Annotated in this window: 20 protein-coding genes and 1 tRNA gene; 13 read left to right on the forward strand and 8 right to left on the reverse strand. The window is 66.8% G+C overall.

Going from position 1 to position 23,298, the window contains the following annotated elements; all coding sequences use genetic code 11:
- Window positions 1–10: 10 nt before the first annotated feature.
- From QWY79_RS07610 to speB, 4 genes are all read right to left on the reverse strand, one after another.
- Window positions 11–1,456 carry an aldehyde dehydrogenase family protein gene (locus QWY79_RS07610; RefSeq protein WP_290271496.1) on the reverse strand — a complete coding sequence of 482 codons (1,446 nt, stop codon included), beginning with the start codon at window positions 1,454–1,456 and terminating at the stop codon, window positions 11–13.
- A 21-nt stretch (window positions 1,457–1,477) separates the two neighbouring features.
- Window positions 1,478–3,109, reverse strand: coding sequence for a 5-guanidino-2-oxopentanoate decarboxylase (locus QWY79_RS07615; protein WP_290271498.1), 1,632 nt, complete (start codon window positions 3,107–3,109; stop codon window positions 1,478–1,480).
- Window positions 3,110–3,120: 11 nt separating this feature from the next.
- Window positions 3,121–4,506: a YjiH family protein gene (locus QWY79_RS07620; RefSeq protein WP_290271501.1), complete on the reverse strand. Its 1,386-nt coding sequence runs from the start codon at window positions 4,504–4,506 to the stop codon at window positions 3,121–3,123.
- 67 nt (window positions 4,507–4,573) lie between these two features.
- A complete protein-coding gene (gene speB / locus QWY79_RS07625) occupies window positions 4,574–5,524 on the reverse strand; it encodes an agmatinase (protein WP_290271503.1) in 951 nt (316 codons plus the stop codon).
- Window positions 5,525–5,695: 171 nt separating this feature from the next.
- Between speB and QWY79_RS07630 the strand changes: the two genes are divergently transcribed.
- The 4 genes from QWY79_RS07630 (at window position 5,696) to QWY79_RS07645 (ending at window position 10,890) form a co-directional block, all read left to right on the forward strand.
- Window positions 5,696–7,111 (forward strand): sigma-54 interaction domain-containing protein, encoded by a 1,416-nt coding sequence (locus QWY79_RS07630; RefSeq protein ID WP_290271505.1) that lies wholly within the window; start codon window positions 5,696–5,698, stop codon window positions 7,109–7,111.
- A 356-nt stretch (window positions 7,112–7,467) separates the two neighbouring features.
- A complete protein-coding gene (locus tag QWY79_RS07635; RefSeq protein WP_290271507.1) occupies window positions 7,468–8,856 on the forward strand; it encodes a YfcC family protein in 1,389 nt (462 codons plus the stop codon).
- Window positions 8,857–8,858: 2 nt separating this feature from the next.
- Window positions 8,859–9,563 (forward strand): DUF1028 domain-containing protein, encoded by a 705-nt coding sequence (locus QWY79_RS07640; protein ID WP_290271509.1) that lies wholly within the window; start codon window positions 8,859–8,861, stop codon window positions 9,561–9,563.
- An 85-nt stretch (window positions 9,564–9,648) separates the two neighbouring features.
- Window positions 9,649–10,890, forward strand: coding sequence for a M20 family metallo-hydrolase (locus QWY79_RS07645; protein ID WP_290271510.1), 1,242 nt, complete (start codon window positions 9,649–9,651; stop codon window positions 10,888–10,890).
- A gap of 24 nt (window positions 10,891–10,914) precedes the next feature.
- Here the strand turns inward: QWY79_RS07645 and QWY79_RS07650 are convergent, their stop codons facing one another.
- Both QWY79_RS07650 and QWY79_RS07655 read right to left on the reverse strand, forming a co-directional pair.
- Complete coding sequence (locus tag QWY79_RS07650; RefSeq protein ID WP_141320732.1) at window positions 10,915–11,664, reverse strand: FadR/GntR family transcriptional regulator; 750 nt, start codon at window positions 11,662–11,664, stop codon at window positions 10,915–10,917.
- Between the two features lie 72 nt (window positions 11,665–11,736).
- Window positions 11,737–12,930: a GAK system CofD-like protein gene (locus tag QWY79_RS07655; RefSeq protein WP_290271514.1), complete on the reverse strand. Its 1,194-nt coding sequence runs from the start codon at window positions 12,928–12,930 to the stop codon at window positions 11,737–11,739.
- A gap of 158 nt (window positions 12,931–13,088) precedes the next feature.
- Here QWY79_RS07655 and QWY79_RS07660 point away from each other — a divergent pair, with 158 nt between their 5' ends.
- From QWY79_RS07660 to QWY79_RS07700, 9 genes are all read left to right on the forward strand, one after another.
- Window positions 13,089–13,583, forward strand: a complete 495-nt coding sequence (locus QWY79_RS07660; protein WP_290271516.1) for an NUDIX domain-containing protein — start codon at window positions 13,089–13,091, stop codon at window positions 13,581–13,583.
- A complete protein-coding gene (locus QWY79_RS07665) occupies window positions 13,564–15,204 on the forward strand; it encodes a phosphotransferase (protein WP_290271518.1) in 1,641 nt (546 codons plus the stop codon). The genes QWY79_RS07660 and QWY79_RS07665 overlap by 20 nt, the downstream gene beginning before the upstream one ends.
- Complete coding sequence (locus QWY79_RS07670) at window positions 15,197–16,084, forward strand: GAK system ATP-grasp enzyme (RefSeq protein ID WP_290271520.1); 888 nt, start codon at window positions 15,197–15,199, stop codon at window positions 16,082–16,084. Before QWY79_RS07665 ends, QWY79_RS07670 begins: the two co-directional genes overlap by 8 nt.
- Window positions 16,081–17,196: an HprK-related kinase B gene (locus QWY79_RS07675; protein WP_290271522.1), complete on the forward strand. Its 1,116-nt coding sequence runs from the start codon at window positions 16,081–16,083 to the stop codon at window positions 17,194–17,196. Before QWY79_RS07670 ends, QWY79_RS07675 begins: the two co-directional genes overlap by 4 nt.
- Window positions 17,193–18,170, forward strand: a complete 978-nt coding sequence (locus tag QWY79_RS07680; protein WP_290271524.1) for a histidine phosphatase family protein — start codon at window positions 17,193–17,195, stop codon at window positions 18,168–18,170. Before QWY79_RS07675 ends, QWY79_RS07680 begins: the two co-directional genes overlap by 4 nt.
- Window positions 18,167–18,874 (forward strand): histidine phosphatase family protein, encoded by a 708-nt coding sequence (locus QWY79_RS07685; protein ID WP_290271525.1) that lies wholly within the window; start codon window positions 18,167–18,169, stop codon window positions 18,872–18,874. Before QWY79_RS07680 ends, QWY79_RS07685 begins: the two co-directional genes overlap by 4 nt.
- 93 nt (window positions 18,875–18,967) lie before the next feature.
- Complete coding sequence (locus QWY79_RS07690; protein ID WP_290271527.1) at window positions 18,968–20,407, forward strand: metallophosphoesterase family protein; 1,440 nt, start codon at window positions 18,968–18,970, stop codon at window positions 20,405–20,407.
- Complete coding sequence (locus tag QWY79_RS07695; protein ID WP_290271529.1) at window positions 20,404–20,679, forward strand: amphi-Trp domain-containing protein; 276 nt, start codon at window positions 20,404–20,406, stop codon at window positions 20,677–20,679. The genes QWY79_RS07690 and QWY79_RS07695 overlap by 4 nt, the downstream gene beginning before the upstream one ends.
- 107 nt (window positions 20,680–20,786) lie before the next feature.
- A complete protein-coding gene (locus QWY79_RS07700) occupies window positions 20,787–21,935 on the forward strand; it encodes an alpha-hydroxy acid oxidase (RefSeq protein ID WP_290271531.1) in 1,149 nt (382 codons plus the stop codon).
- 147 nt (window positions 21,936–22,082) lie between these two features.
- Here QWY79_RS07700 and QWY79_RS07705 read toward each other — a convergent pair.
- Both QWY79_RS07705 and ispB read right to left on the reverse strand, forming a co-directional pair.
- A tRNA-Pro gene (locus QWY79_RS07705) sits at window positions 22,083–22,159 on the reverse strand.
- A 105-nt stretch (window positions 22,160–22,264) separates the two neighbouring features.
- Window positions 22,265–23,266 (reverse strand): octaprenyl diphosphate synthase, encoded by a 1,002-nt coding sequence (gene ispB / locus QWY79_RS07710; protein ID WP_141320710.1) that lies wholly within the window; start codon window positions 23,264–23,266, stop codon window positions 22,265–22,267.
- Window positions 23,267–23,298: the final 32 nt, after the last annotated feature.

Raw genomic sequence — 23,298 nt, forward strand, 5'->3', positions numbered from 1 at the left:
TTGGGCTCCATCATGCCGGCCCGATCAGGTGCTTGACCTCCAGGTAGGCGGCAAGCCCCCAGGGGCCGAGTTCGCGGCCGATGCCGCTGTGCTTGAAACCGCCCCAGCCAACTTCCGGCATCACCAGCTGCTCGCTGTTGATCCAGATGCTGCCGGCGCGTAGGGCGCGGCCGATGCGGCGGGCACGTTCGGTGTCGCCGGCAATGACGGTGGCGGCGAGCCCGAAGTCGGAGTCGTTGGCCAGTTCTATGGCTTCCGCTTCGCTCTCGACACTGCGCGCGCAGAGTACCGGGCCGAAGATTTCCTCGCGCCACAGCCGGCTGTCGGTGGGCACGTCTCGATACAGCGTCGGCGCGATGAACTCGCCCTGATCCGGCAAGGCGCGATGCCGGGCGTCGCGTACCGCGACCAGCCCTTCGTCGGCGGCGATATCCAGATAACCTTCGACGCTCTGTCGCTGGCGGGCGCTGGTCATGGGCCCCATGTCGGTGTCGTCGCTCAGGGGGTCGCCCAGGCGAATGGCGTCGATGCGCCGCCCCAGGGCGTCGTACAGGGCATCGGCCAGCGAATGGTGGACGAGCAGCCGCGAGGTGGCCGAGCAGATCTGGCCGCTGTTGAAGTAGATGCCGGCCATCACCCAATCGGCGGCCTGTTCCACTTCGGCATCGTCGAGCACCAGGATCGGCGATTTGCCGCCAAGCTCCAGGGAAACGCCGCGTACTCCGTCGGCGGCGGCACGCATCACCTTCTCGCCCACCGCGTTGCTGCCGGTGAAGGACAGCTTGTCGATGCCAGGATGCGCGGTGAGCGGGGCGCCGATGCCCTCGCCGTCGCCGTGCACCAGGTTGAGCACGCCGGCAGGCAGGTCGATGGCCTCGGCGATCTCGGCCAGGGCCTGCTCGGGCAACGGAGTGATTTCCGAGGGCTTGAAGACCACGGTGCAGCCGGCGGCCAGTGCCGGGGCAATCTTCCAGGCGCTGGTCACGAGCGGGAAATTCCAGGGCGTGATTAGTCCGACCACGCCGGCCGGGTCCTCGTAGGTGCGTGCCGTGACGCCCTCCATGCCGTGTTCCACCGGGCGTCCCTGACGAGCTTCCAGGGCCCGGGCCTGGCCGGCATAGTAGCGATAGCAGGCGATGGCATCGTCCAGGTCGATGGCGGTTTCGGCCAATGCCTTGCCGTTGTTGGTGGACGAGAGCCGCATCAGCGCCTCGCGTCGCTGTTCCAGATGTGTAGCCATGGCCTCGAGATAGGGCGCACGGCCATCGCCCCCGAGCGCCTGCCAGACCGGTTGGGCCCGCCGGGCGGCGGTCACCGCGGCATCCACATCGGCCGGGTCGCCGACAGTGACCTCGGCGATCTGCCGTTGCTGGTAAGGATCGGTCACCGCCAGGCGGCGTTGGCCCTGGCTCTCGACCCAGTGGTTATCGATGAACTGCTTGGTCAGTCGTTGCACGGTAAAGCTCCGAATCCGGGATCAAGCGTGGGCGATGGTGTCGGCCCAGGCGGCGGCGTCGACCTCGATCAGCAAGGGGCCGTCGGCCGGCCGGGTGGCCAGGGCACGGGTCAGCTCGTCGGGAGTGGCGACTCGTGTGGCGGCGCAGCCGAAGCCTGCCGCCAGCATCTGGAAATCCGGGGAGCGGAGGTCCACCCCGAGTCGCTCGACGCCGGCATCGTCCATGAAACGACGAATCTCCTCGTAGCCCTGGTTATGCCACAGCAGGATCACCAGTGGCAGCCGCTCTTCCACGGCACAGGCCAGTTCGGGGAGGGTGAACATGATGCCGCCGTCACCGACCAGCGAGATGACCGGCAGGTCGGGACGGGCGAGCTGCGCCCCCATCGCCGCCGGCAGTCCGTAGCCGAGGGTGCCGTAGCCGGTGGAGGCGTTGAAGAAGCGCCGGGGCGCGGGCTGTGACACAAGATGATTGGCGGCATAGGTGGTGGCGCAGGAGTCGCCGACCAGAATCGCCTCGGGCAAGGCCTCGGCCAGCGTCGCGAACAGCGGCGCATAATCGGCAAAGGCGGGGTCCCGGGGCAGGTCGAGGGCATCCAGGGCGTCACGGGTACGCTCGGTGCCCCGGCGCTCGAGTCGTTCCGGGAAATGAGGCGCCAGAGCGTTCAAGGCCAGGCCGGCATCGGCGCAGATGGCCAGAGCAGCGTGCTGGTTGCGGGCCAGTTGCTCGGCATCGATATCGATACGGATCAGTCGGCCGGAGAGCGCGAAGCCACCGTCGAACACCACGTCGTAGTCGGTTTCGCCGAGCTCGGTGCCGACGGCGAGTATCACATCGGCCTCGTTGGCCAGACGGCGCACCGCCGGCAGTGAGGCATTGGCCCCGAGGTCCAAGGGATGGTCGCGGCCCAGCAGCCCCTTGGCGTTGATGGTGGTGACGGTAGGGGCATCGAGGCCCTCGACCAGCCGACGGGCCGCGTCGGCGGCATCCACGCAGCCGCCGCCCAGCAGCACCAGCGGGCGTTCGGCCTCGCGCAGCCAGGTGGCGGCCTCGCGGATGGCGGTGGTAGCGGGCGCCGGGGGCGACGGACGCAGGCGTTGCCAATGTGTGGGGGGTGTCACCGGAGCATTGAAGAGGTCGATGGGTATCTCGATATGCACCGGGCCGGGCCGACGGCTGTCGAACACTGCGAAGGCCCGCGCCAGGGCTTCCGGCAGCCCCTCGGGATCGAGCAGGGTGTGGCTGAAGCGCGAGACGCCGGCCAGCAATTGCTGCTGGCAGGGTAGCTCGTGGAGCCGTCCCTGACCGCGCCCCAGGGTGTCGCGGCGATTGACGCTGGAGATCACCAGCATGGGCACGGAATCGGCCAGTGCCTGACCCATGGCGGTGGCGATGTTGGTCATTCCCGGCCCGGTGATGATGAAACAGACCCCGGGCTTGCCGGTGGCCCGGGCATAGCCGTCGGCCATGAAGCCGGCACCTTGCTCGTGGCGCGGCGTGATGTGGCGCAGGCCGCTGTCGTGCAGGCCGCGGTAGAGCTCCACGGTGTGCACGCCCGGGATGCCGAAGATGGTATCCGCCTGGTAGGTATCGCGCAGCAGGCGGATCAGCAATTCGGCGCAGGTCATGTCATGTCGGGTGGCATCATTCATGAAAGGGCTCCTCAGCCGACCAGCCAGTGGCCCATGACCACGATGATCGGCAGGGTGATGGCGGTACGCAGCAGGAAGATGACCACCAGCTCCCAGAGCTTGAGCGGAATCCTGGACTTCAGCAGCAGGGCGCCGATCTCGGACATGTAGATCAGCTGGGTCAGCGACAGGCAGGCGATCACGAAGCGGGTCAGCTCGCTCTCGATGTCGCTGGCCAGCACCGCCGGCAGGAACATGTCGGCGAAGCCCACCAGGGTGGCCGGCGCGGCGGCCGCGGCTTCGGGCACGCGCATCCACTCGAGGATCGGCACCATGGGGTACGACAACCAGGTGAACAGCGGCGTGAACTCGGCGAGCACCAGGGCCACTGTGCCGATGGCGATCACCAGCGGCAGCAGGCCGAAGAAGATGTCGGCGACGTTGAACAGCGCGCGGCGCAGCAGTTGGCGCGCCCCGGGCGCCTTCTCTGCCCGGGCGACGGCCATGCCGAGGCTGTAGCGCAGCAGGCCGGCGGAGCCGGTACGTTCCTCGGCGATCTGACAACCCGCCGGCTCGTAGTAGGTGTTCGGCTTGCGTGACAGAGGCGGCAGGCGCGGCACGATCACCGCGGCGACCAGGCCGGCCACCACGACCGTCAGGTAGAAGGGAATGAAGAGGTGGTTGATGCCGATGAAACTGGTCACCAGCAGGGCGAAGGCGATGGAGACGATCGAGAAGTTGGTGGCGATCGCCGAGGCTTCACGCCGGTTGTAGTAGCCCTGTTCGTATTGCTGGGTGGTGATCAGCACGCCCACGGTGCCCGAGCCCATCCAGGAAGCGGTGGCGTCGATGGCGCTGCGGCCCGGCAGGCCGAAAATCTTGCGAAAGGGCGTGCGCACCAGGCTGCCGATGAACTCCATGAAGCCGAAGTCGACCAGGAAAGGCAGCAGCAGAGCGGCAAAGAAGAAGAAGGTCAGCAGAACCGGCGCCAGGTCGTTGAGCATCACCCCGCCGGTGAAGGAGGCGGTGATCACGCCCGGCCCGACCTGGAAGAAGGTCATCAACGCGAAGACGGCACCCAACAGGCGCATCGCCATCCATAGAGGCGCCACGTCGAACAGCTCCCCCAGGGCGTTATCCCGGGCCCAGCCCGGCTTGGTGAACTTGACCAGCAGCGTCAATAGCGCCGAAGCGCACAGCACGACCGTGGCGATGGCGGGCAGGGCGTCGCCGAGCAACGCCTTGAGGCCGTCGGCAAGAAGGCCCATGCCGATGTTGATGGTGTCGCCCGTGGAGAAGGGCACCAGGAACATGCCGATGCCGATCAAGGAGGGCACGAGGAACTTGAGCAGGCCGGCCTTGCCCAGAGGGGCGCCGCCTGCTGCGGTATTCGGTTTGGAGTCGAGAGAGGAAGACATGGTGAAACCCTGTTTGGCGTTGTAATGGGGATGCCCGGCCGCAGTGCCGGGCAGGTACGGTCGGGTGTCAGTCGCGATGCTGGACGCCGGGCAGCACGCACAGCATCTCGTAGAGCAGAGTGGCGCCCATCAGTGCGGTGTTGCCGCTGGTGTCGTAGGGCGGCGCCACCTCGACCAGGTCGCCGCCGACCACGTTGAGCCCCTGGGCGCCGCGCACGATCTCGAGTCCCTGCTGGGCGGTCAGGCCGCCCATCTCGACGGTGCCGGTGCCCGGGGCCACCGAGGGATCCAGGCCGTCGATGTCGAAGGAGATATAGACCGGGCGGTCGCCCATCTGTTCGCGAACCTCGGCCATCAGGGGCGCCAGCGACTTGTACCAGCACTCCTCGGCGGTGACGACGCGGAAACCCTGCTCGCGGCACCAGTCGAAATCGTCGGCCGCATAGCCGGTGCCGCGCAGGCCGATCTGGACGACGCGGTTGCTGTCCAGCAGGCCCTCTTCCTGGGCACGGCGGAAGGGGCAGCCGTGAGCGACCTCCTCGCCGAACATCTGCTCGTTGATGTCGGCGTGGGCGTCGATATGAATCAGCCCGACCGGCCCGTGTTTCCTGGCGATGGCGCGCAGCACGGGCCAGGTCAGGGTGTGGTCGCCGCCCAGGGTCAGCGGCACGCAGTCCCGGGCGAGCACGGCGTCATAGTGGCGCGTGATGATGTCGAGGTTCTTGGGCAGGTTGAAGGTGTTGATCGGTACGTCGCCGATGTCGGCCACCTGCAGGCTGTCGAAGGGGGCGGCGCGGGTCGCCATGTTGTAGGGCCGCAGCATGCGCGACTCGTCGCGGATCTGGCGCGGCCCGAGGCGCGTCCCGGGACGGTTCGAGGTGCCGATGTCCATGGGGATGCCGAGGAAGGCGGCATCCAGGCCGGCGGCGTCGTCCTGGGTGGGCAGGCGCATCATGGTGGAAGGGCCGCCGAAGCGCGGCATCTCGTTGCCGCCGAGGGGCTGGTTGAAATGGCTCATGGTGGTCTTCCCGAGTCGTGGTGATTGTCCTCAGGTTCAAGCAGGAAATGTGCCAGGAGTTGGTTTTCTTGTTTTTCAGTTAGTTATATAAGTCAGTGATTCATGAATGAATCACATGAGGCGTCGGCGTGATACACTTCTGTATCAATGATCCGAAAATGAATCAGTCCCATGAGTGATATCGACTCTCAGACCCTGCGCACCATCATCGAAACCGCCCATGATCATTTCTTCGTGGTCGAGGCCGATGGACGAATACGCGATGTCAGTCCGGCCGCGGCGGCGGTATACGGCATGTCCCGTGAGGACCTGTGCCGCACCACGGTCCAGGCGCTGGAAGCCGAGGGGGTGTTGCGACCATCGGTCAGTCTGGAAGTCATGCGGACCGGCGAGCCGGCTCAGGTGGCGCAGATAACCAGCACGGGGCGGCGGGTCATCGCCCAGGCGCATCCGGTATTCGATGCCGGCAAGCTCATTGCCGTGGTCAGCCGCTCGATGGACCTCACCGACCTGCAACTGCTGCAGGAGGAATATGCACTGCTGCAGCGACGTTTCAACGAGCATCTGAGGCGAGGTGGCGGTGAAGAGGCCGGCGGCGAGATCGAGTTGTCGGATCTGGAGGCTCGCAGCGGGCTGATGCGTGAGGTCGCGCTGTTGCTCAAGCGGGTGGCGCCGACGGATGCCACGGTGTTGATGCTCGGGGAGTCGGGGGTCGGCAAGACCGCTTTCGCACGGCAACTGCACCGCTGGAGTCCTCGGCAGGCGGGGCCCTTCGTCGATGTCAATTGCGGGGCGATCCCCGAGAGTCTCTTCGAATCCGAGATGTTCGGCTATCGGCAGGGGGCCTTCAGTGGCGCTGCGCCGGGTGGCAAGGCGGGACTGATGGAGCAGGCCGAGGGCGGCACGCTGTTCCTGGACGAGGTCGGCGAGCTGCCGTTGCCGATGCAGGCCAAGCTGCTCAAGGTGATCCAGGACGGCTTCATCACGCGGCTTGGCGACACGCGAGCGAGGCGTGTCGACTTTCGTCTGGTGGTGGCCACCAACCAGGATCTGGCGCGTAGCGTCGAGGCCGGTCGCTTCCGCCTGGATCTCTATTATCGCCTCAACGTCATTCCCGTGACCCTGCCGCCGCTGCGGGAGCGGCGTGAGGACATTCCCGGGCTGGTCGAGCGCCACCTGCAGCGACTCAATACACGCTATGGTCGCGACAAGATCATTGCCCGGGATGCCTGGCAGATGCTGATGGGCCAGGAGTGGCCCGGCAACGTGCGTGAACTCGAGAACTGGCTGGAACGGGCCTGGCTCTCGGCGGGCGAAGATGTGATCCGGCCCCGGGAAGAGGCCGAAAAGACAGGGGGCGTTGAGCGGGTCGTGGCGCCGGCGGAGGAGGCACCTTCCGGACGCCGTGGTCTGGCCGAGGGCGAGACACTCCAGGCCGCCCTGGCACGCACCGAGCGGGATATCCTGGCCGGGCTCTGCCGCGAGGCGGCTTCGACCTATGCCATCGCCGAGAGCCTCGGCATCAGCCAGCCCAGCGTGGTGAGGAAGCTGCGGCGGCATGGGCTGCGTATCAACCGGTCCCGGTGATACGGGGGCATGAGTCGTGAGAACCGCGACTCATGGATTATTCAGCCGGCTGATGAGGTTCAGCCTGTGCGGATTTTGTCCGGCTATTGGTGGTCAGCGGCGATGTCGAGCTGGGCTGACCAGTCTCTCGCCGGCTGCCAAGGCCATGGAGGCGTTCATCATCGAGGAGCTCGAGGCATCGGGCGATGCGTGAAGCGCGGCATGCAGCGCCTGGCTGGCGCTATTGACCCGCCAATTTATCATGATAAATTGGCTTCGGTGTGGGGCGATTCGCCCGAGGCCTTGTCCTGGCCGTTCGGTATGCCGCTTTCGACCCTTCATCCAACCCCTGTCTGACTCATAACAAGGACAACGTCATGAACCAACAAGCCCAGGCGCAGCAGGCGCGCAAGCCGTGGTACCGGACGGTCCCCGACCCCATGGTGCTGATCTTCCTGATCCTGGTCGCCACCTATGTGCTGACCTACTTCATACCGGCCGGCGAGTTCGAGCGCGTGATGCGCGATGGCCGTACCGCCGTGGTGCCGGATTCCTTCCAGTATCTGAAGGATGTGGCGGCCATCCATCCCTTCGACATCTTCGTGGCCATTCCCAAGGGGCTGATCTCGGCCTCGCAGTATCTGTTCATCGTCTTCATCGCCGGTGGGCTCTTCCACATCCTGCAGAAGAGCGGGGCGCTGGAGAATGCCATCGGCGTGGCGGTGCGGCGCGTCGGCGTGCAGCGGCGCAACCTGATCATCACCGTGGGCACCTTCATCTACGGCTTCTTCGGCGTCGCCGTGGGCTTCGAGAACAACATCGCCCTGGTGCCGATCGCCGTGCTGATCGCCAGTGCCATCGGCTGCTCGAGCCTGGTGGGCACGGCCATGGCCGTCGGTGGCATCGGCGTCGGCTTCGCGCTGTCACCGATCAACCCCTATACCGTGGGCGTGGCGCAGGGCATCGCCGAGTTGCCGACCTTCTCCGGCGCCTGGTTGCGTACCCTGCTGGTGGTCACCTCGCTGTCTCTGCTGTCGCTGTATATCTGCAAGCGCGTCACGCGCATGGACTTCGAGGAATCGCCACATGCCGAGACGCTCAGCAAGCAGCTGAGTGACTATCGCATGAGCAAGCGCGACTGGCTGACCCTGGGCGTCTTCGTCGGCGGTCTGGTGGCCATGCTGTTCGGTGTCTTCATGTCCGGCTGGTACATCAACGAGATTGCCGGCATCTTCCTGCTGCTGGCGATTGTCATCGGCGCCATCAATGGCCTCGGCGCCAACGGCATCGTCAAGCAGATGATGGAAGGCGCGGCGGGGGTTACCGCCGGTGCGCTGGTCATCGGGGTGGCGGCGTCGATTCAGGTGATCCTCGAGCAGGCGCAGATCATCGACACCATCGTCAACTCCTTGAGCAGCCTGATCGAGGGCATTCCGATCATGTTCGCCGCGGTCATGGCGAGTGTCGTCCAGGGCGTGATCAACCTCTTCGTGCCGTCCGGGTCCGGTCAGGCGCTGGTGACCATGCCGATCCTGGTGCCGGTGGCCGACCTGGTGGGCATGAGCCGCCAGCTGATGATCACCGCCTTCCAGGTGGGCGACGGCCTGACCAACCTGATCGTGCCGACCTCCGGCGGGACCCTGGCCATGCTGGCACTCGGGCGGGTCTCCTATGCGCAGTGGCTCAAGGCCATCATGCCGTTCATGGCCATGGTCTACCTGCTGTGCTGGGGTGGTCTGATCATCGGCCATCTGGTGGGCTACTGAGCATGACGCTGTCGCTGGTGCACGTGAACCCCGAGACAGGGACCTCCGCCTGTCTCGCCGCCACCGGTAGCGTGGCGGTGGGCGGCTACGTCAACCACTGCTGGCGGGGCACCGGGGCCTGTGCCACCCAGGGGCTGGCCACCAACCCCTGGTATCCGGAAACCATCCGACGGGGGCTCGAGGGCGGTCTGAGCGCTCGGCAGGTGCTGGACGACGTCACCGCGGCGGATGCCGATGCCGCCAGGCGCCAGTGCCTGGTGATGGAGGCCTCCGGCCGGGCGGAACTGCACACCGGCACGGCCAACCAGCCGGCCCTGTCCGCCGCGCTTTACCCGGGTGTGGCGGCGGCCGGCAACATGCTGGCCAATGATCGCGTGGCCGGGGCCATGGTCGAGGCCTTTCTGGCCGCGACCTGTGATGACCCGCAGGCGGTGCTGGCCGAAGGTCGCTCCCCGGTGTTTCGCGACCACCACGACAGCGCCCTGCTCGGCGCCCTGATCGATGCCCTGGAGGCCGGGCTGGCCGCCGGCGGCGATGTCCGTGGCTGTCGCTCGGTGGCCCTGCGCATCGAGTCATTCCACACGGCGCCGATCGACCTGCGCCTGGACTGGGCCGATGTCGATCCGGTGGCCGAGATGCGTGCCCTGGCCGGGCGCGTCGAGGCCGCGGATTTTCAGGCCTTCCTGGGCTCCCTGCCTCACCACTGATGTCGGCTCGCCGCCGGTATCACGACAATGCTTGCCGCGCCCCGGTCGCCGATGGCCGGGGCCCGGTCTGGAGATGATGATGTCGATGCATGAGCAAGATGCCCGACTGGGGCATGAGCTGCTGGCCTGGCTGGATGCCGCCGGCGAACACTCCCTGCCCGGGCCGGGAGTGACCCGGCTGTTCTGCAGCCGGGAGCATCAGACGGTGCTCGAGTTGATCCGCGGCTGGATGCGTGAGGCCGGTCTGGAACCCGAGCTGGATGCCGCCGGCACCCTGGTCGGCAGTTGCCCGCGGGCAGCGGCCGGTGAACCGACGCTGATCCTGGGCTCCCACCAGGACACGGTCGTCGAGGGCGGCAAGTACGATGGCATGCTGGGCGTGGCCCTGCCGCTGATGGCACTCAAGGCGCTGCGCGAGCAGGGGATCGAGCTGCCCTATGGCGTTCAGGTCGTGGCCTTCGGCGACGAGGAGGGCACACGCTTCCAGTCGACGCTGATCGGCAGCCGCGCCCTGGCCGGCACTCTGGACGCCCAGAGCCTTGAGGCCACGGATGCCGAGGGCGTGAGCCTGGCCGAGGCGCTGCGCGATTTCGGCGGTAACCCCGATGCCATCCCGGCCCTGGCCCGGGACCCCGAGCGGGTGTTGGGTTTCTGCGAGGTGCATATCGAGCAGGGGCCGGTACTCGAGCAGCGTGATCATGCCGTGGGCGTGGTCACCGCGTTGACCGGCATCGAGCGGCATCGCGTCACGCTAACCGGCAAGGCCGGGCATGCCGGCACCACGCCCATGCCGGGCCGCCGCGATGCGCTGGTCGGTGCCTCGGCCATGGTGGTGGAGGCCGACCGAGTGCTCAACGCCACCGATGACCTGGTCGGCGTGGTTGGCAAGCTCGAGGTGCGGCCCAATGCGGTCAATGTCATCCCCGCCGAGGTGACCTTCACCCTGGAGCTGCGCTCCCCCGATCCCGAGGTCCGCAAGGCCGGCCGCGATCGCCTGTTATCCGCGTTCACCGGGATCGCCGAGCAGCGTGGGCTGGCGCTCGACCTGGAGCAGACCTACAGCGCCGAGGCGGTGGACTGCGCGGACTGGATGATCGAGGCGCTGGAGACGGCGAGCGCCGCCTGCGGCCAACCGGCCGAGCGCCTGTTCAGCGGCGCCGGGCATGATGGCCTGGCGATGCACGACCTGACCGATATCGGCATGTTGTTCGTGCGTTGCCGCGACGGCCTCAGCCACCACCCCGACGAGGCGATCACCGCCGATGACGCCGATGCCGCGACGCGCGTCATCATGGCCTTCCTGCAGGGCATGCGCGAACGAGTTTGACGTTGATCGTGGCGGATGTGCTTTTTAAGCTTCTGACAGGAAACCCCGACGCACCTGCGCCTCCTGGCGGTTCATGACCGTCAACGCCGATTCCAGGTGCTCGTGCATGATGCGCCGGGCCTGCTCGGCATCACCGGCCTCGATGGCGTCGAGGATATCGGCGTGGTAGCGGCAGCCGGTCGTGCCCAGGTCATGGGTGGCCGGTTCGTAGAGGCGACGATAGATCGTCAGGTCCGAGAGGATCTGGGTGGTGAAGCGGATGATGAAGCTCAGCAGCGGATTGCCGCCGGATAGCTCGGCGAGCATGAGGTGAAAGTCCAGCGAGTCGATGTGCTGCTGGCGCTCCTCTTCGGCATCACAGGCCGTGTGGGCATAACTGTGCAGGCTGGCGCGCAGGCGTGCCATGTCATCCGCGCCGACACGACCCGCCAGCGAGGCCGCGAGCCCCGGCTCCAGGGCCAGGCGAATCTGGTAGATGTCGTGGATCGAGATATCCTGGAAGAACAGGTAATGGCTCATCAGCGAGATGGCCCGGGACTCGCTCATGGCGCTCACGAAGGCGCCGCCGCCGGGGCCGGTGCGCGTTTTCACCAGCCCCTGGGCCTCCAGCACGCGGGTGCTTTCGCGCACCGTGCCTTTCGATACCCCGAGTTGTGCCATCAGCTCTGCCTCGCCGGGCAGACGGTCGCCGGGCTTGAGCTGCTGCTCGACGATCCAGTCCTTGATGGTCTCCGCCACCTGATAGGGGCGCCGCTTGCTGGAGTTGCCTGCCATGACGTCTGCTATCCGCTCTTGAATAAAGGGCGAGCGTAACAGAGCGGAGCCGGTCGCGGGACCGCCGGCCTCTCAGACCAGGGACAGCAGGGCGGTCGCCAGCAGGTCCGGGTCGTAGCGCGAGGCCGAAGCGTCCTTGACCAGCCGGGTGTCGATCAGGGTGATACCCAGCGACTCGACGAAATCAGTGGACAGCGAGCCGGTGTAGTCACCGTGGCGGCTGTCGAGGAGCACGAAGTCCAGCAGTTCATGGGCCGGACAGTCCGCGCCGACATCGCGGCGCAGGGTGTCGAGCAGGATGGTGATCTGCTGCGCCAGGTCGATGCCGGTCAATTCCGGGTCGGGGCTCGAGTTGGGGATGAAGACCTTGGGGCAGGGGTTGGCATGCACGGCCCGGCCGACGCCTTCCGGCATCAGGTTGGCCAGCAGACTGGAGTAGAAGCTGCCCGGCGGGTAGCAGATCAGTTCCGCGGAGGCGATCAGACGGCGGTTCTTCTTGCGCAGGCCGGCGCTGACGGGAACGAATTCATCGCGACTGGCGGAGAGCGCCAGGTGGGCGATGGGGGAGTTCAAGGGGGCGACTTCCTTGCCGGTGATGCGGTGCTGGCCGACCACCTGGCGACCATCCGCGAGGGTGACCGCCAGGTGATAGTCCTTGTTGACCACGGCGCGCACCGTGCCGCGTACATGCACCAGCTTGGAGAACAGGAAGATGATCTGGTCGAGCTGCTGATGGTTGTTCAGGTAGCCGCCGGCCAGGATCAGGTTGCCGATGCTGGCGCCACGCAGATCGAAGTCCTCGGGCATGGCCTCGCGGAAGAAGCCGAGCTGATTGCAGATCAACCGCCGCATGGGGTTGGGGATGTCCGCCGCCAGTGAATGGCGGCCGGCAATCAGCTCGTCCAGGGTGGCCAGCAGCGTGGCCTGGCTGGCCTCCGCGGACAGCCGGTGGGTGAACAGCCGGTAGACTTCCGGGTGCCCCAGGATGGAATCATCGGCCAGCGCCATCAGCCGGCTGCGCAGGTCGCCGATGGCCGGCATGGCGAAGGCCTCGCGCAGCTTGGCCGAGCTGCCGCCGGAATCGAAGGGCGTGACCAGGTGGATCGAATTGTGGGTGTAATGCTGCAGGCGACGGGACAGGCCGTTGAGTGCCGAACCGCCGCTGAAGAAGAGAAGCGGCGGGCCCAGCTCGGGGGCCTTCTGATAGCGCTGGACCCGCAGTGGATCGGGAATCTGCGCGGTGCGGGTGACGCGGATGTTGGTCATGCCATCGACCCTTGTTTCGATAGTCTCCTGGTCCACAGAGTGCCTTTTTTGGCTGGGCTTGTCGCCCTTGTCGCCTCCCGGCCGCTGCCGGTCTTAACGCAAATGTCATCTGAAATGTGGCATGCTGTGGGTCCCGCTGAAGTTCGAGTGACCCGAGTATGGCCGAGCTGATCCCCGGCGTGCGCAATGCGGCCAGGGCGTTGATTGTGCGCGATTCACATCTACTGCTGTTGCACAAGCAGGGCGGCCTCCATGCCCTGCCTGGCGGTGGTCAGGAGACCGGTGAAACCCTGCTCGCGGCCCTGCAGCGCGAATGTCGCGAGGAAATCGGCTGCGAGGTGTTGGCCCCCGAGCTGCTGCGCGTCGGTGATTATTTCAAGCTCAAGCAGAGCGAACCCGCCACCCGACGCCACCAGGTGGACTTCCTGTTCCGCTGCCGGGTAGCGGCCGACTATGTGCCGCACAACGGCCCCAGCCCCGACAAGCGCCAGACCGGTGTCGCCTGGCTGCCGGTGGCGTCGCTGCCGGACTGTCGCTTCTCGCCGGCCTATCTGGGCGAGGTGTTGCCGGAGGTGCTGTCGGCCGGGATCTCTTCCGCTGCTCCGAGCGGGCCACTCTACATGGGCGAGTTTCATGACCTCGCGACTTCCTGAAGGCCTGCAGGACAACCTGCGTTTCCTGTGTGTCGAGGTCGACTCGCAACTGGCCAATCTGCAGGCCTTCCTGGAAGCGCCGAGCGCGGCCATTGCCCGGCGCGTATCCGATCGCGATGGCTATGCGCGCAATCTCAAGATGCGCATTCACGCCGAGTGCGTGCGCCTGCTGTCGCGCAAGAAGACCGGCGAGGCCCGGCGCCGCGTCCTGCGCAGCCTGGAGATGGTGGCCACCGATCTCGACCGTCTGACCGAGCTCGGCCGCGCCAGTATTCGTCAGCTCGGCGGTGTCGACGACCTGTCGGCGTTGTCGCCGGCCGCCTTCGGCGCCATGATCGAGCTGGTGCGCTCGGGCATCGGCCAGGTCGAGTCGGCCCTGCTCGACAGTGACACCCAGCGTGCCCTGGAAGTCGGTCGTCTGCAGGAGAAGCTGCAGAAGCGGGCCCGCAAGCGCATCGACGAGGGCGTGGCGGCTCTCAAGAAGCCCGACAACAACACCGAGGACCTGACCCGGGCGCTGTTCGTGGCCCAGATCAGCCAGCAGATGGGCGACGTGCTGCGCCACCTCAGTGAAGTCATCATCTCGGCCAACCTCGGCCAGTCGGTGAACTTCGAGCGGTACTATTCCCTGCAGTCGCTGGTCGAGGAGCTGGCGGCAGGCGAGGGCGATGACCTCAGCCTGGCGCCCATTGCCGAGACGCGTTCCGGCAGTCGTATCTCGGGCATCTCGAACGGCGATGACGACGACTATGTGGCGGTCTTCAAGGACGGCCTGAAGCGCAAGGTCAAGGAAGAGCGCCAGGGCGTCGAGAGCTGGCACGAGATCTACCCGGGCCTGGCGCCGAAGATTCTCTCCTACAGGAAACGCGGACAATCCGCGGCCCTGCTCATCGAGCATCTGCCGGGGCTGACCTTCGAGAACATCCTCCTCAATGAGTCCCCCGAGCTGCTCGATGACGCCCTCCAGCGCCTGACCCGGACTCTCAAGTCGGTATGGCGCGAGACCTGGACCGCCCAGTCGGTGGCGGCGGGCTACATGCAGCAGCTCGAGAAGCGCCTCGACGAGGTCTACAAGATTCACCCGGAATTCAGGAACAGTGGCGCCTCGCTGTGCGGGGTCGAGCTGCTGGCCTTCGATGACCTGGTGGCGCGTGCCAGGCGCCGGGAAGCCGCCTTGCCGGCGCCGTTTTCGGTCTATATTCACGGCGACTTCAACGTCGACAACATCATCTATGACCCGCTGGAGCGACGCATCAACTTCATCGATCTGCATCGCTCCAGCTACATGGATTACGTGCAGGATGTCTCGGTGTTCATGGTCTCCAACTACCGCCTGCAGATCCGCGATGTCCCGCTGCGTCAGCGCATCATGGGACTGGCCCGGGAGTTCTATCGCGTGGCGCGTCGCTACGCCGTCAGCCAGGGCGACACCACCTTCGAGCTACGGCTGGCGCTGGGGCTGGCGCGTTCCTTCGCCACCTCGACGCGTTTCATTCTCGACCCGTCACTGGCCAATGCCATGTTCCTGCGTGCCCGCTATCTGCTCGAGCGGGTCCTGACGGCCGACCTCGACAAGGCGGACCGTTTCCGACTGCCCCTGAAGGAGATTTTCGTTGACTAACCCCAGGATCGGTGTGGTGGGTATCCCCGGCAAGTGGTCCACGGAAGTGCTGGCCGATGCCATCGAGCAGCGCACCGGCTTTCGCGCGGTGATCGACCTGCAGCGTGTCAGCCTCGACCTGGCCAGCGGCCGTCTCGAGCATGACGGCCGCGACATCGGCGAGCTGGATGCGCTGATCGTCAAGAAGATCAGCGCCGAGTACAGCCCGGCGACGCTGGATCGCCTGGAGCTGCTGCGCATGGCCGAGGCGCGTGGCGTGCGTGTGTTCAGCGGGCCCGAGAAGATGCGCGGCCTGATCAATCGCCTGGATGGCACCCTGACGCTGCACCAGGCCGGCATCCCCATGCCCGAGACGCTGGTCACCGAGGATCTCGATAGCGCCTGCCGCGCCGTACAGCGCTATGGCGAGGCGGTGTTCAAGCCGCTGTTCTCGACCAAGGCGCGCGGCATGGGCGTGATCTCCGCGGACCAGCCCGAGGAGAGGCTGCGGGCCGAAGTGGCGGCCTTTCAGCGCGACAATCCCATGCTCTACCTGCAGCGCCGGGTGGAGCTGCCCGGTCGCGATCTGGGCATGGTGTTTGTCGGCGGTCGCTACCTCGGCACCTATGCGCGGGTGCCACAGGATGGCGCGAGCTGGAACACCACCATCCACAGCGGGGGGCGCTATGAGGCCTTTACCCCGGACGCCTCGCTCATCGACCTGGCCACCCGCGCCCAGGCGCCGTTCGGACTGGACTTCACCACCGTGGACGTGGCGGAGACGCCCGACGGCCCGATCGTCTTCGAGGTCTCGGCCTTCGGCGGCTTCCGTGGTGCCCTGGAGGGGGCGGGCATCGATGCCGCCGGCGCCTACCTCGACCACGTGCTGAGCCAGCTATGAGCGTCGCCAACGCCAGCCCGGCGCGATATGCCGAGATACTGCGTGGCGAGGCGCGCCTGCTCGAGGCGCCGCTGGTGCTGGCCATGGGTGACTGCAGCCTGCGCCTGCGCAGCAACTCGCCGGCCATGCTCGAGTGCCTGGCCGAGTACTTCGCGCACTGCCGGTGTGACGCCGCCGAGGCAACGCCGGAGTGTCTCGACATCGAGATCATCGAGGGGGCGCCACCGGCCCTGGCGGTCGACTTCATCGACTGGTCGCGGGAGCCCGGCAAGCAGGGGCGCAAGGACAGCTATCATGACCTGCCGGGCGGGCGATTGGTGCGCAAGGTGCGCACCGGCCTGGTCTTTTTGCAGAGTGCCGATCAACGCATGGCCGCCGGCCCCTGCCTGGCGCATGACAACCAGGTGATCAACTTCATCCTCGCCCAGACCATGAACCATCTTCAGCAGCGTGGCTGGCAGGTCTGTCATGCCGCCGCGCTGGTTGGCGCGGGCGGGGCGGTGGCCATCGCCGGCTTCTCCGGCGGCGGCAAGTCGACCGCCATGCTGCACGCCATGGACACCCCCGGGGCGCGCTTTCTGACCAATGACCGGCTCTTCCTCAAGCGCCGGGGCGAGACCCTGCAGGCCGCAGGTGTGCCCAAGCAGCCGCGCATCAACCCCGGCACCGCCTTGCACAACCCCCGCCTGGTGGAGCTGTTGCCGGAGGCGCGTCGGGCGGCCCTGCAAGCGCTGCCAAGCGCCGAGCTGTGGTCGCTGGAGGAGAAGTACGATGTGCCCGTGGCTGATATCTACGGCCCGGAGCGCAGCGTCTCGCGGGCGCCGCTGGGGGCCCTGGTCATCCTCGACTGGCAGCGCGACGAGGCGCACCCGCTGACCATGACGCGCATCGACCCGCGGCAGCACCCCGAGCTGCTGGCTGCCGTCATGAAGTCGCCGGGGCCCTTCTATCAGGCGCCGGACGGCAACTTTCAGGCCGATGGCGAGACGCTCGATGCCAGGCCCTATCTGGACCTGCTGGCGACGACACCCGTCTACGCTGTCAGGGGTGGCGTCGATTTTGCCGCCCTCGTCGAACATCATCTCAAGCCCTTGATGGAGCGCCCGGCATGACCCGAGAACTCCTCCTCCTGCGCCACGGCAAGTCCGACTGGTCGAAGCCCGTCAGTGATTTCCAGCGTCCGCTGAAAAAGCGCGGCAAGCTCGGTGCCCAGCGCATCGGCGACTGGCTGGCCGAGTATGAGCTTGTGCCCCAGCGCATACTCAGTTCGCCGGCCGAGCGGGCGCGGGCCACCGCCGAGAAGTGTGCCAAGGCCATGGGCTGCACGGTAGCCGAGGTGACACTCGAGCCCAGTCTCTACGAGGCCGATGCGGAGGAACTGGCGCGCCTGGTTGCCGCCAGTGGCGACGCGGTCGAGCGGCTGATGGTGGTAGGCCACAACCCGGCACTGGAAGAGTTCGCCGACTGGCTGCTGCCCGACCCGCTGCCCGAGGGCGACGACGGCAAGCGCCTGCCCACCGCCACCCTGGTGCGGCTGGCGCTGGAGGGCAGCTGGTCGTCCCTGACCGCCGGCAACGCCCGCTTGCTGGAAGTGCAGCGGGCCAAGACCCTGCCCGAGGGTTTCGTCTTCACCACGCCCGACGGCATCGAACGGCGTCCGCGGCCGGCCTACTACTACACCCAGTCAGCCGTGCTGCCGTTTCGCTGGCGCGATGGCCAGCTCGAGGTGCTGTTGATCGGCTCCAGCAGCAATCGCCACTGGAGCCTGCCCAAGGGCATCGTCGAGCCCGGCCTGAGCGCGGCGCAATCGGCCCTCAAGGAGGCCCGCGAGGAAGCCGGCATCAGCGGCGAGATCGCCGAGGTGACGCCCGGCCATTACCCGCATGCCAAGTGGGGCGCCCGCTGTGGGGTGACGCTGTTCGCCATGCGCGTCGATGACCAGCTGCCCGAGCAGCACCGCGAGGAGCCCCAGCGAACGCGGCGCTGGCTGCCCGCCGAAGCGGCCACCGAGCACCTCGAACAGCCCTCGCTGGTGGTCGAGCTGCGCTCGCTGATCGAACGCCTGCAGGCCGAGGGGCCGGCATGACGTCGCCACGCACCATTGCGGGGCTGATCCGGCATGGTGACTACCAGCAGTTGCCGGACACGCCCAGCGCCCACCAGCCCTTCCCGCTGACCGAGCTCGGCCGGCGCCAGGCGCTTGCGGCCTGCCGCATGCTCGGCGAGTTGCTCCAGGCGGAAGGCTGGCAGCTGGTCGAGGTGGTGGACAGTTCAGCACTGCTGCGTGCCTGGCAGACGGCCGGCTACCTGCGTGATGGCCTGGCCACGGCGTCTCCCGGCCTGCGGGTCGAGAGCTTCATGGCACTGGCCGAACGCGGCCTGGGCACGGCCGCCAATCTGAGCGCCGAACAGATCCGCCGGGTCGTGGCCGCCGATCCGCGCTGCGGGGAGCTGCCGGAGGACTGGAAATCGAATCCGCATTTCTGCCTGCCGCTGCCGGGTGCCGAGTCCCTGATGACGGCCGGCGAACGCGTCGCCCGACACCTCGAGACCCGCATGCAGGCCCTGGCCGAGGAGGCATCAATGGATAGCGTCAAGCTGTTCGTCGGCCATGGCGCGGCCTTTCGTCATGCCGCCTATCATCTCGGCGTGCTGGCGGCCGAGGATATTCCCCGCCTGAGCATGCATCACGCCAGCCCGGTGCTGGTGGAGCGCCTGGCGGATGGCCGCTGGCGTCACATCGCCGGCCACTGGAAGGTACGCCAGCGTGACGACGCTCACGCCGACTGAGTCGCACACCCCCAGGGTGACTGTCATGGCCTCGTCATCCGGGTGCAATACGCTGTTCGGTTGGACCTATTTCGCGTTTTCCGGAGCCCGCGCATGGCGAAAGGCAAAGCCAGCAAGAAGCTCGACCACAAGGCTGACCGCAAGGTCGACAAGAAGGCTGGCACAAGGGTCGGCAAGAAGGCAGCGTCCGCTGCCACGCGCCGGCTGTCACGGCATCTGCCGCGCTACCAGGGGGCCGACTGGCTGTCGCGTACCCTGCCGACCCGGGCGGAGGCCTGGACGCCCGATGACGCGCCGGGTCGCCTACAGCAGGCCCTGGCCGGCAACGTCTTGAGCTGGCCCAAGCGTCGCCTCTTCTTTATCTCCGATCCGCATGCCGACGCCGAAGCCTTCGAGGCCTCGCTGGTGGCCAGCGGTGGCGTCAGCAAGACCGGTCCCGGGCTCGGCGACTTCACACTGACCAGGCCGGGCCGCAAGGGACGCTTCATCATCGGCGGCGACTGCCTCGACAAGGGGCCCAGCAACCTGGCCATGCTGCGCAGCCTGCAGCAACTGATCGACAGCGGCGCCCGGGTCACCCTGCTCGCCGGCAACCACGACATGCGGCTGCTGATGGGCCTGATGGCGCTGGAGCGGCAACGCTCGCCGCGCACCGAACACCTCTTCGTTCGCATGGGCCGCAAGGTCATCCCCCTGCTGCAGGAGATCCATGCCGAGTATCTGGACGACAGTGCCGAAGCGCTTGCCGGGATCCCCTCGAGCAAGGTCTGTCGGCGCCGCCTCTTACCCCGCGACTCCTGGTTCGCGACCTTTCCGGCGCTGGCCGAGGGCTTCATGCCGCAAGGTGCCATCGACAAGGAACTGGCCCGCCTGCGCAAGAAGGTCGGCCACTTCGAAGCCGCCTGCGACAGGGCCGGCCTGTCGCTGCGTCAGGTGTACGCGGCCGCTCTCAAGCTGCGCGAGCTCTTCCTGCACCCCAAGGGCGAGTTCGCCTGGTTTTTCCAGCGCATGTGCCTGGCCCATCGGGAAGGCGCTTTTCTGTTCGTGCATGCCGGCCTCGATGACGAGGTCGCCGGGATCATCGCCGCGGAGGGCGTGGCGGGGCTCAACCGGCGTTTCGACAGGGCCGTGGTCGAGGACCCCTGTGGCTTCTATTACGGCGCCCTGGCCAACACCCTGCGCACCAAGTATCGCTCGGTCGACTTTCCCCTGACCGAACCCGGGATGGCGCGCCTGCATGAGCAGGGCATCCATGCCGTGGTGCATGGCCACATCAACCTCACCCGCGGCCAGCAGTGGCGGATGCGCTGCGGGATGCTGCACCTCGATGGCGATATCACCCTGGATCGCCACTCACGGCGCAAGGAAGGCCTGAGCGGCCCGGGCATGGGCGCCACCATCATTCACCCGGCGGGGCAGGTGATCGGCATCAGCAATGATTACCCGCATGCCAGGGTCTTCGACCCGGCACACGAGCTCGCCGCCGCCACCTCCCGGGCGTCGTCCCCCAAGTCAAAGGCTGCATCGTCATGAAGACCGAAAAGAACCTCTTCCGGCACGAATCCCTGCAGAGCATCAAGGGCGCCCAGGACATCCTCAAGGCCATCACCAAGGGGCTGGCCAAGGGCGTGCTGTCCTTCTCCGATGACCACGGCGAAATCCGCCTGGCACCCAGAGGGCTTTTGCACCTCAAGGTCACGGCACGCAAGGAAGACGACTACCACCGGCTGGACATCCGCCTCTCCTGGCAGGCCAGCAACGGCGCCTCGAAGAAGTCCAATCTGCAGATCAACCATGACGAGTGACGTCGGCTTGTCGCGACCGCGATGGGCGAGGGTATACTGAGCCCCGGTGGCCCCTGATGCGAACGACCCGAGGGGTGGCTGCCTGACACGGAAGGAGTTGATAGCGCATGACCATCACCTGTGTAGATGACCTGCAGCGCCTGGCGCGTCGTCGTGTTCCCCGCATGTTCTATGACTACGCCGACTCGGGTTCCTGGACCGAGACTACCTACCGCGCCAATGAAACGGATCTGGCGGCGATTCGCTTTCGCCAGAAGGTCATGGTCGACATGTCGAACCGTCAGCTGGGCACGACCATGCTCGGCGAATCGTTGGCCATGCCCGTGGCCATAGCCCCGACAGGGCTGGCCGGCATGCAGCATGCCGATGGCGAGATCCTCGCGGCCCGCGCCGCCGAGCGCTTCGGCATTCCCTACACGCTCTCGACCATGAGCATCTGCTCCATCGAGGACGTGGCCGCCCACACCTCGCGCCCGATCTGGTTCCAGCTCTACGTCATGAAGGACAAGGACTACATCGCCCGGCTGATCGATCGCGCCAGGGCGGCGGGCTGCTCGGCGCTGGTGCTGACCGCCGACCTGCAGATCATGGGTCAGCGCCACAAGGATGTGATCAACGGCCTCTCGGTCCCGCCGAAACCGACACTGCCGACCATCGCCAACCTGGCCACCAAGTGGCGCTGGGGGCTCGGCATGCTGCGCACCAAGCGCCGCACCTTCGGCAACATCGCCGGGCATGTGGACGATGCGACCAACCTCGAATCGCTGGCGGCCTGGACCGCCTCCCAGTTCGACACCTCGTTGAGCTGGGACGATATCAAGTGGATCAAGGACCGCTGGGGCGGCAAGTTGATCATCAAGGGCATCATGGAACCGGAAGACGCCCGGTCGGCCGTCGATGCCGGCGCCGACGCCATCATCGTCTCCAACCACGGCGGCCGCCAGCTCGATGGCGCGCTGTCCTCGATCCAGGCCCTGCCGGGCATCGTCGCCGCGGTCGGCGATCGGGTCGAGGTGCACATGGATGGCGGCATCCGCTCCGGCCAGGACGTGCTCAAGGCCATCGCCCTCGGTGCCAGGGGCGTCTACATCGGCCGCGCCTACCTCTACGGGCTCGGCGCCAAGGGCGAAGAAGGCGTCAACGAATGTCTCGAAATCATCCGCAAGGAACTCGACACCACCCTTGCCCTTTGCGGCCTGCGCGATATCCAGGACGTGACCAGCGACATCCTGGTGCCCGGTACCTACCCGCAGTAGTGACTCGGCACCCCATACGGACTAATAGAAGCCGGCCGCTGCTGATGGACAAGGGGGGCGACGAGGGGGGCGGTGATGTCGCCTGGCTGCCGCAACGAAAAACGGCCACTGCTCGTTTGAGCTAAGTGGCCGTTTTTACGGAATTCCTGGTCGGAGTAGCAGGATTCGAACCTACGACCTCTGCCTCCCGAAGGCAGCGCTCTACCAAGCTGAGCTATACTCCGATGCTTTTTGATTGTTGGCTTTGCGGCCGACAACGGATGCGTATTATACGTTTTTTGGGGCTGCGTGCAAGCCCCTGTTGCGCCGTGGTGCCCCTGCGGCGGGGGTCAGGTCTGGCGGTCGACGGCCTGGCGAGCGAGCATGGCCATGCGGTCGCGGTACTCGGAGGGCGGCAGCTTGTCGAGCTCGGCCAGGGCCTTGTCGGCCATGTCGTCGGCGCGGCGCTGGGTGTAGTCCAGGGCGCCGGTCTCGTGCACGATGCTCAGCACTTCGTCGAGCCGCTCGAGGCCGCCCTGGCGGATCGCCTGGCGAATCACCTTGGCCTGCTCGGGGGTGCCGGTGGCCATGGCCTGGATCAGCGGCAGGGTGGGCTTGCCTTCGGCGAGGTCGTCGCCGACGTTCTTGCCCATGGCCGTGGCGTCGCCGCGGTAGTCGAGGAGGTCGTCGACGAGCTGAAAGGCGAGCCCCAGGTAGCGGCCGTAGGCCTGCAGGGCGGCTTCCTGCTCGGGGGTGGCGTCGGCGATCAGGGCGCCGCAGTGGGAGGCCGCCTCGAAGAGCATGGCGGTCTTGCCCTGGATGGTCTCGAAGTAGGCGGCTTCGTCGACGTCCGGGTTGCCCACATTGGTCAGCTGCTGGACCTCGCCCTCGGCGATGGTGCAGGTGGCGGCGGAGAGCACTTCCATGATGCGCATGGAACCGACGCCGACCATCATCTGGAAGGAGCGCGAGTAGAGGAAGTCGCCGACCAGCACCGAGGGCGCGTTGCCCCAGGCGTCGTTGGCGGTGGCGCGACCGCGGCGCAGGTGTGACTCATCGACCACGTCGTCATGCAGCAGCGTGGAGGTGTGCATGAACTCGATCAGGGTGGCCAGGGTGATGTGCTTGTCGCCGTCATAGCCCAGGGCGCGCGCCGCCAGCAGCACCAGCAACGGGCGCATGCGCTTGCCGCCGCTGTCGACGATGTACTGGGCGATGGCCTCGACCAGCGGGATGCGCGAGGCGAGCTGGGTCTGGATGGTGTGGTTGACGGCGTCGAAGTCGTGGGCGACCACCGCGTGGATGGGCGTGTCGGGCGTGCTGAGCTGTGTCGGCGCGGTGGTGGCTGGCATGGGGGCAATAATCGTGGCAGTGCGATGAGAGG

Origin of the sequence: Halomonas sabkhae (assembly GCF_030409265.1) — a bacterium.
GTDB lineage: Bacteria > Pseudomonadota > Gammaproteobacteria > Pseudomonadales > Halomonadaceae > Halomonas > Halomonas halmophila.

Excerpts from the sequence above, each read along its gene's own strand:
- QWY79_RS07615 (WP_290271498.1), bottom strand. The coding sequence starts at position 3,109 with ATGAATGATGCCACCCGACATGACATGACCTGCGCCGAATTGCTGATC.
- QWY79_RS07620 (WP_290271501.1), bottom strand. The coding sequence starts at position 4,506 with ATGTCTTCCTCTCTCGACTCCAAACCGAATACCGCAGCAGGCGGCGCC.
- speB (WP_290271503.1), bottom strand. The coding sequence starts at position 5,524 with ATGAGCCATTTCAACCAGCCCCTCGGCGGCAACGAGATGCCGCGCTTC.
- QWY79_RS07630 (WP_290271505.1), top strand. The coding sequence starts at position 5,696 with ATGAGTGATATCGACTCTCAGACCCTGCGCACCATCATCGAAACCGCC.
- QWY79_RS07635 (WP_290271507.1), top strand. The coding sequence starts at position 7,468 with ATGAACCAACAAGCCCAGGCGCAGCAGGCGCGCAAGCCGTGGTACCGG.
- QWY79_RS07640 (WP_290271509.1), top strand. The coding sequence starts at position 8,859 with ATGACGCTGTCGCTGGTGCACGTGAACCCCGAGACAGGGACCTCCGCC.
- QWY79_RS07645 (WP_290271510.1), top strand. The coding sequence starts at position 9,649 with ATGCATGAGCAAGATGCCCGACTGGGGCATGAGCTGCTGGCCTGGCTG.
- QWY79_RS07650 (WP_141320732.1), bottom strand. The coding sequence starts at position 11,664 with ATGGCAGGCAACTCCAGCAAGCGGCGCCCCTATCAGGTGGCGGAGACC.
- QWY79_RS07655 (WP_290271514.1), bottom strand. The coding sequence starts at position 12,930 with ATGACCAACATCCGCGTCACCCGCACCGCGCAGATTCCCGATCCACTG.
- QWY79_RS07660 (WP_290271516.1), top strand. The coding sequence starts at position 13,089 with ATGGCCGAGCTGATCCCCGGCGTGCGCAATGCGGCCAGGGCGTTGATT.
- QWY79_RS07665 (WP_290271518.1), top strand. The coding sequence starts at position 13,564 with ATGACCTCGCGACTTCCTGAAGGCCTGCAGGACAACCTGCGTTTCCTG.
- QWY79_RS07675 (WP_290271522.1), top strand. The coding sequence starts at position 16,081 with ATGAGCGTCGCCAACGCCAGCCCGGCGCGATATGCCGAGATACTGCGT.
- QWY79_RS07680 (WP_290271524.1), top strand. The coding sequence starts at position 17,193 with ATGACCCGAGAACTCCTCCTCCTGCGCCACGGCAAGTCCGACTGGTCG.
- QWY79_RS07685 (WP_290271525.1), top strand. The coding sequence starts at position 18,167 with ATGACGTCGCCACGCACCATTGCGGGGCTGATCCGGCATGGTGACTAC.
- QWY79_RS07690 (WP_290271527.1), top strand. The coding sequence starts at position 18,968 with ATGGCGAAAGGCAAAGCCAGCAAGAAGCTCGACCACAAGGCTGACCGC.
- QWY79_RS07695 (WP_290271529.1), top strand. The coding sequence starts at position 20,404 with ATGAAGACCGAAAAGAACCTCTTCCGGCACGAATCCCTGCAGAGCATC.
- QWY79_RS07700 (WP_290271531.1), top strand. The coding sequence starts at position 20,787 with ATGACCATCACCTGTGTAGATGACCTGCAGCGCCTGGCGCGTCGTCGT.
- ispB (WP_141320710.1), bottom strand. The coding sequence starts at position 23,266 with ATGCCAGCCACCACCGCGCCGACACAGCTCAGCACGCCCGACACGCCC.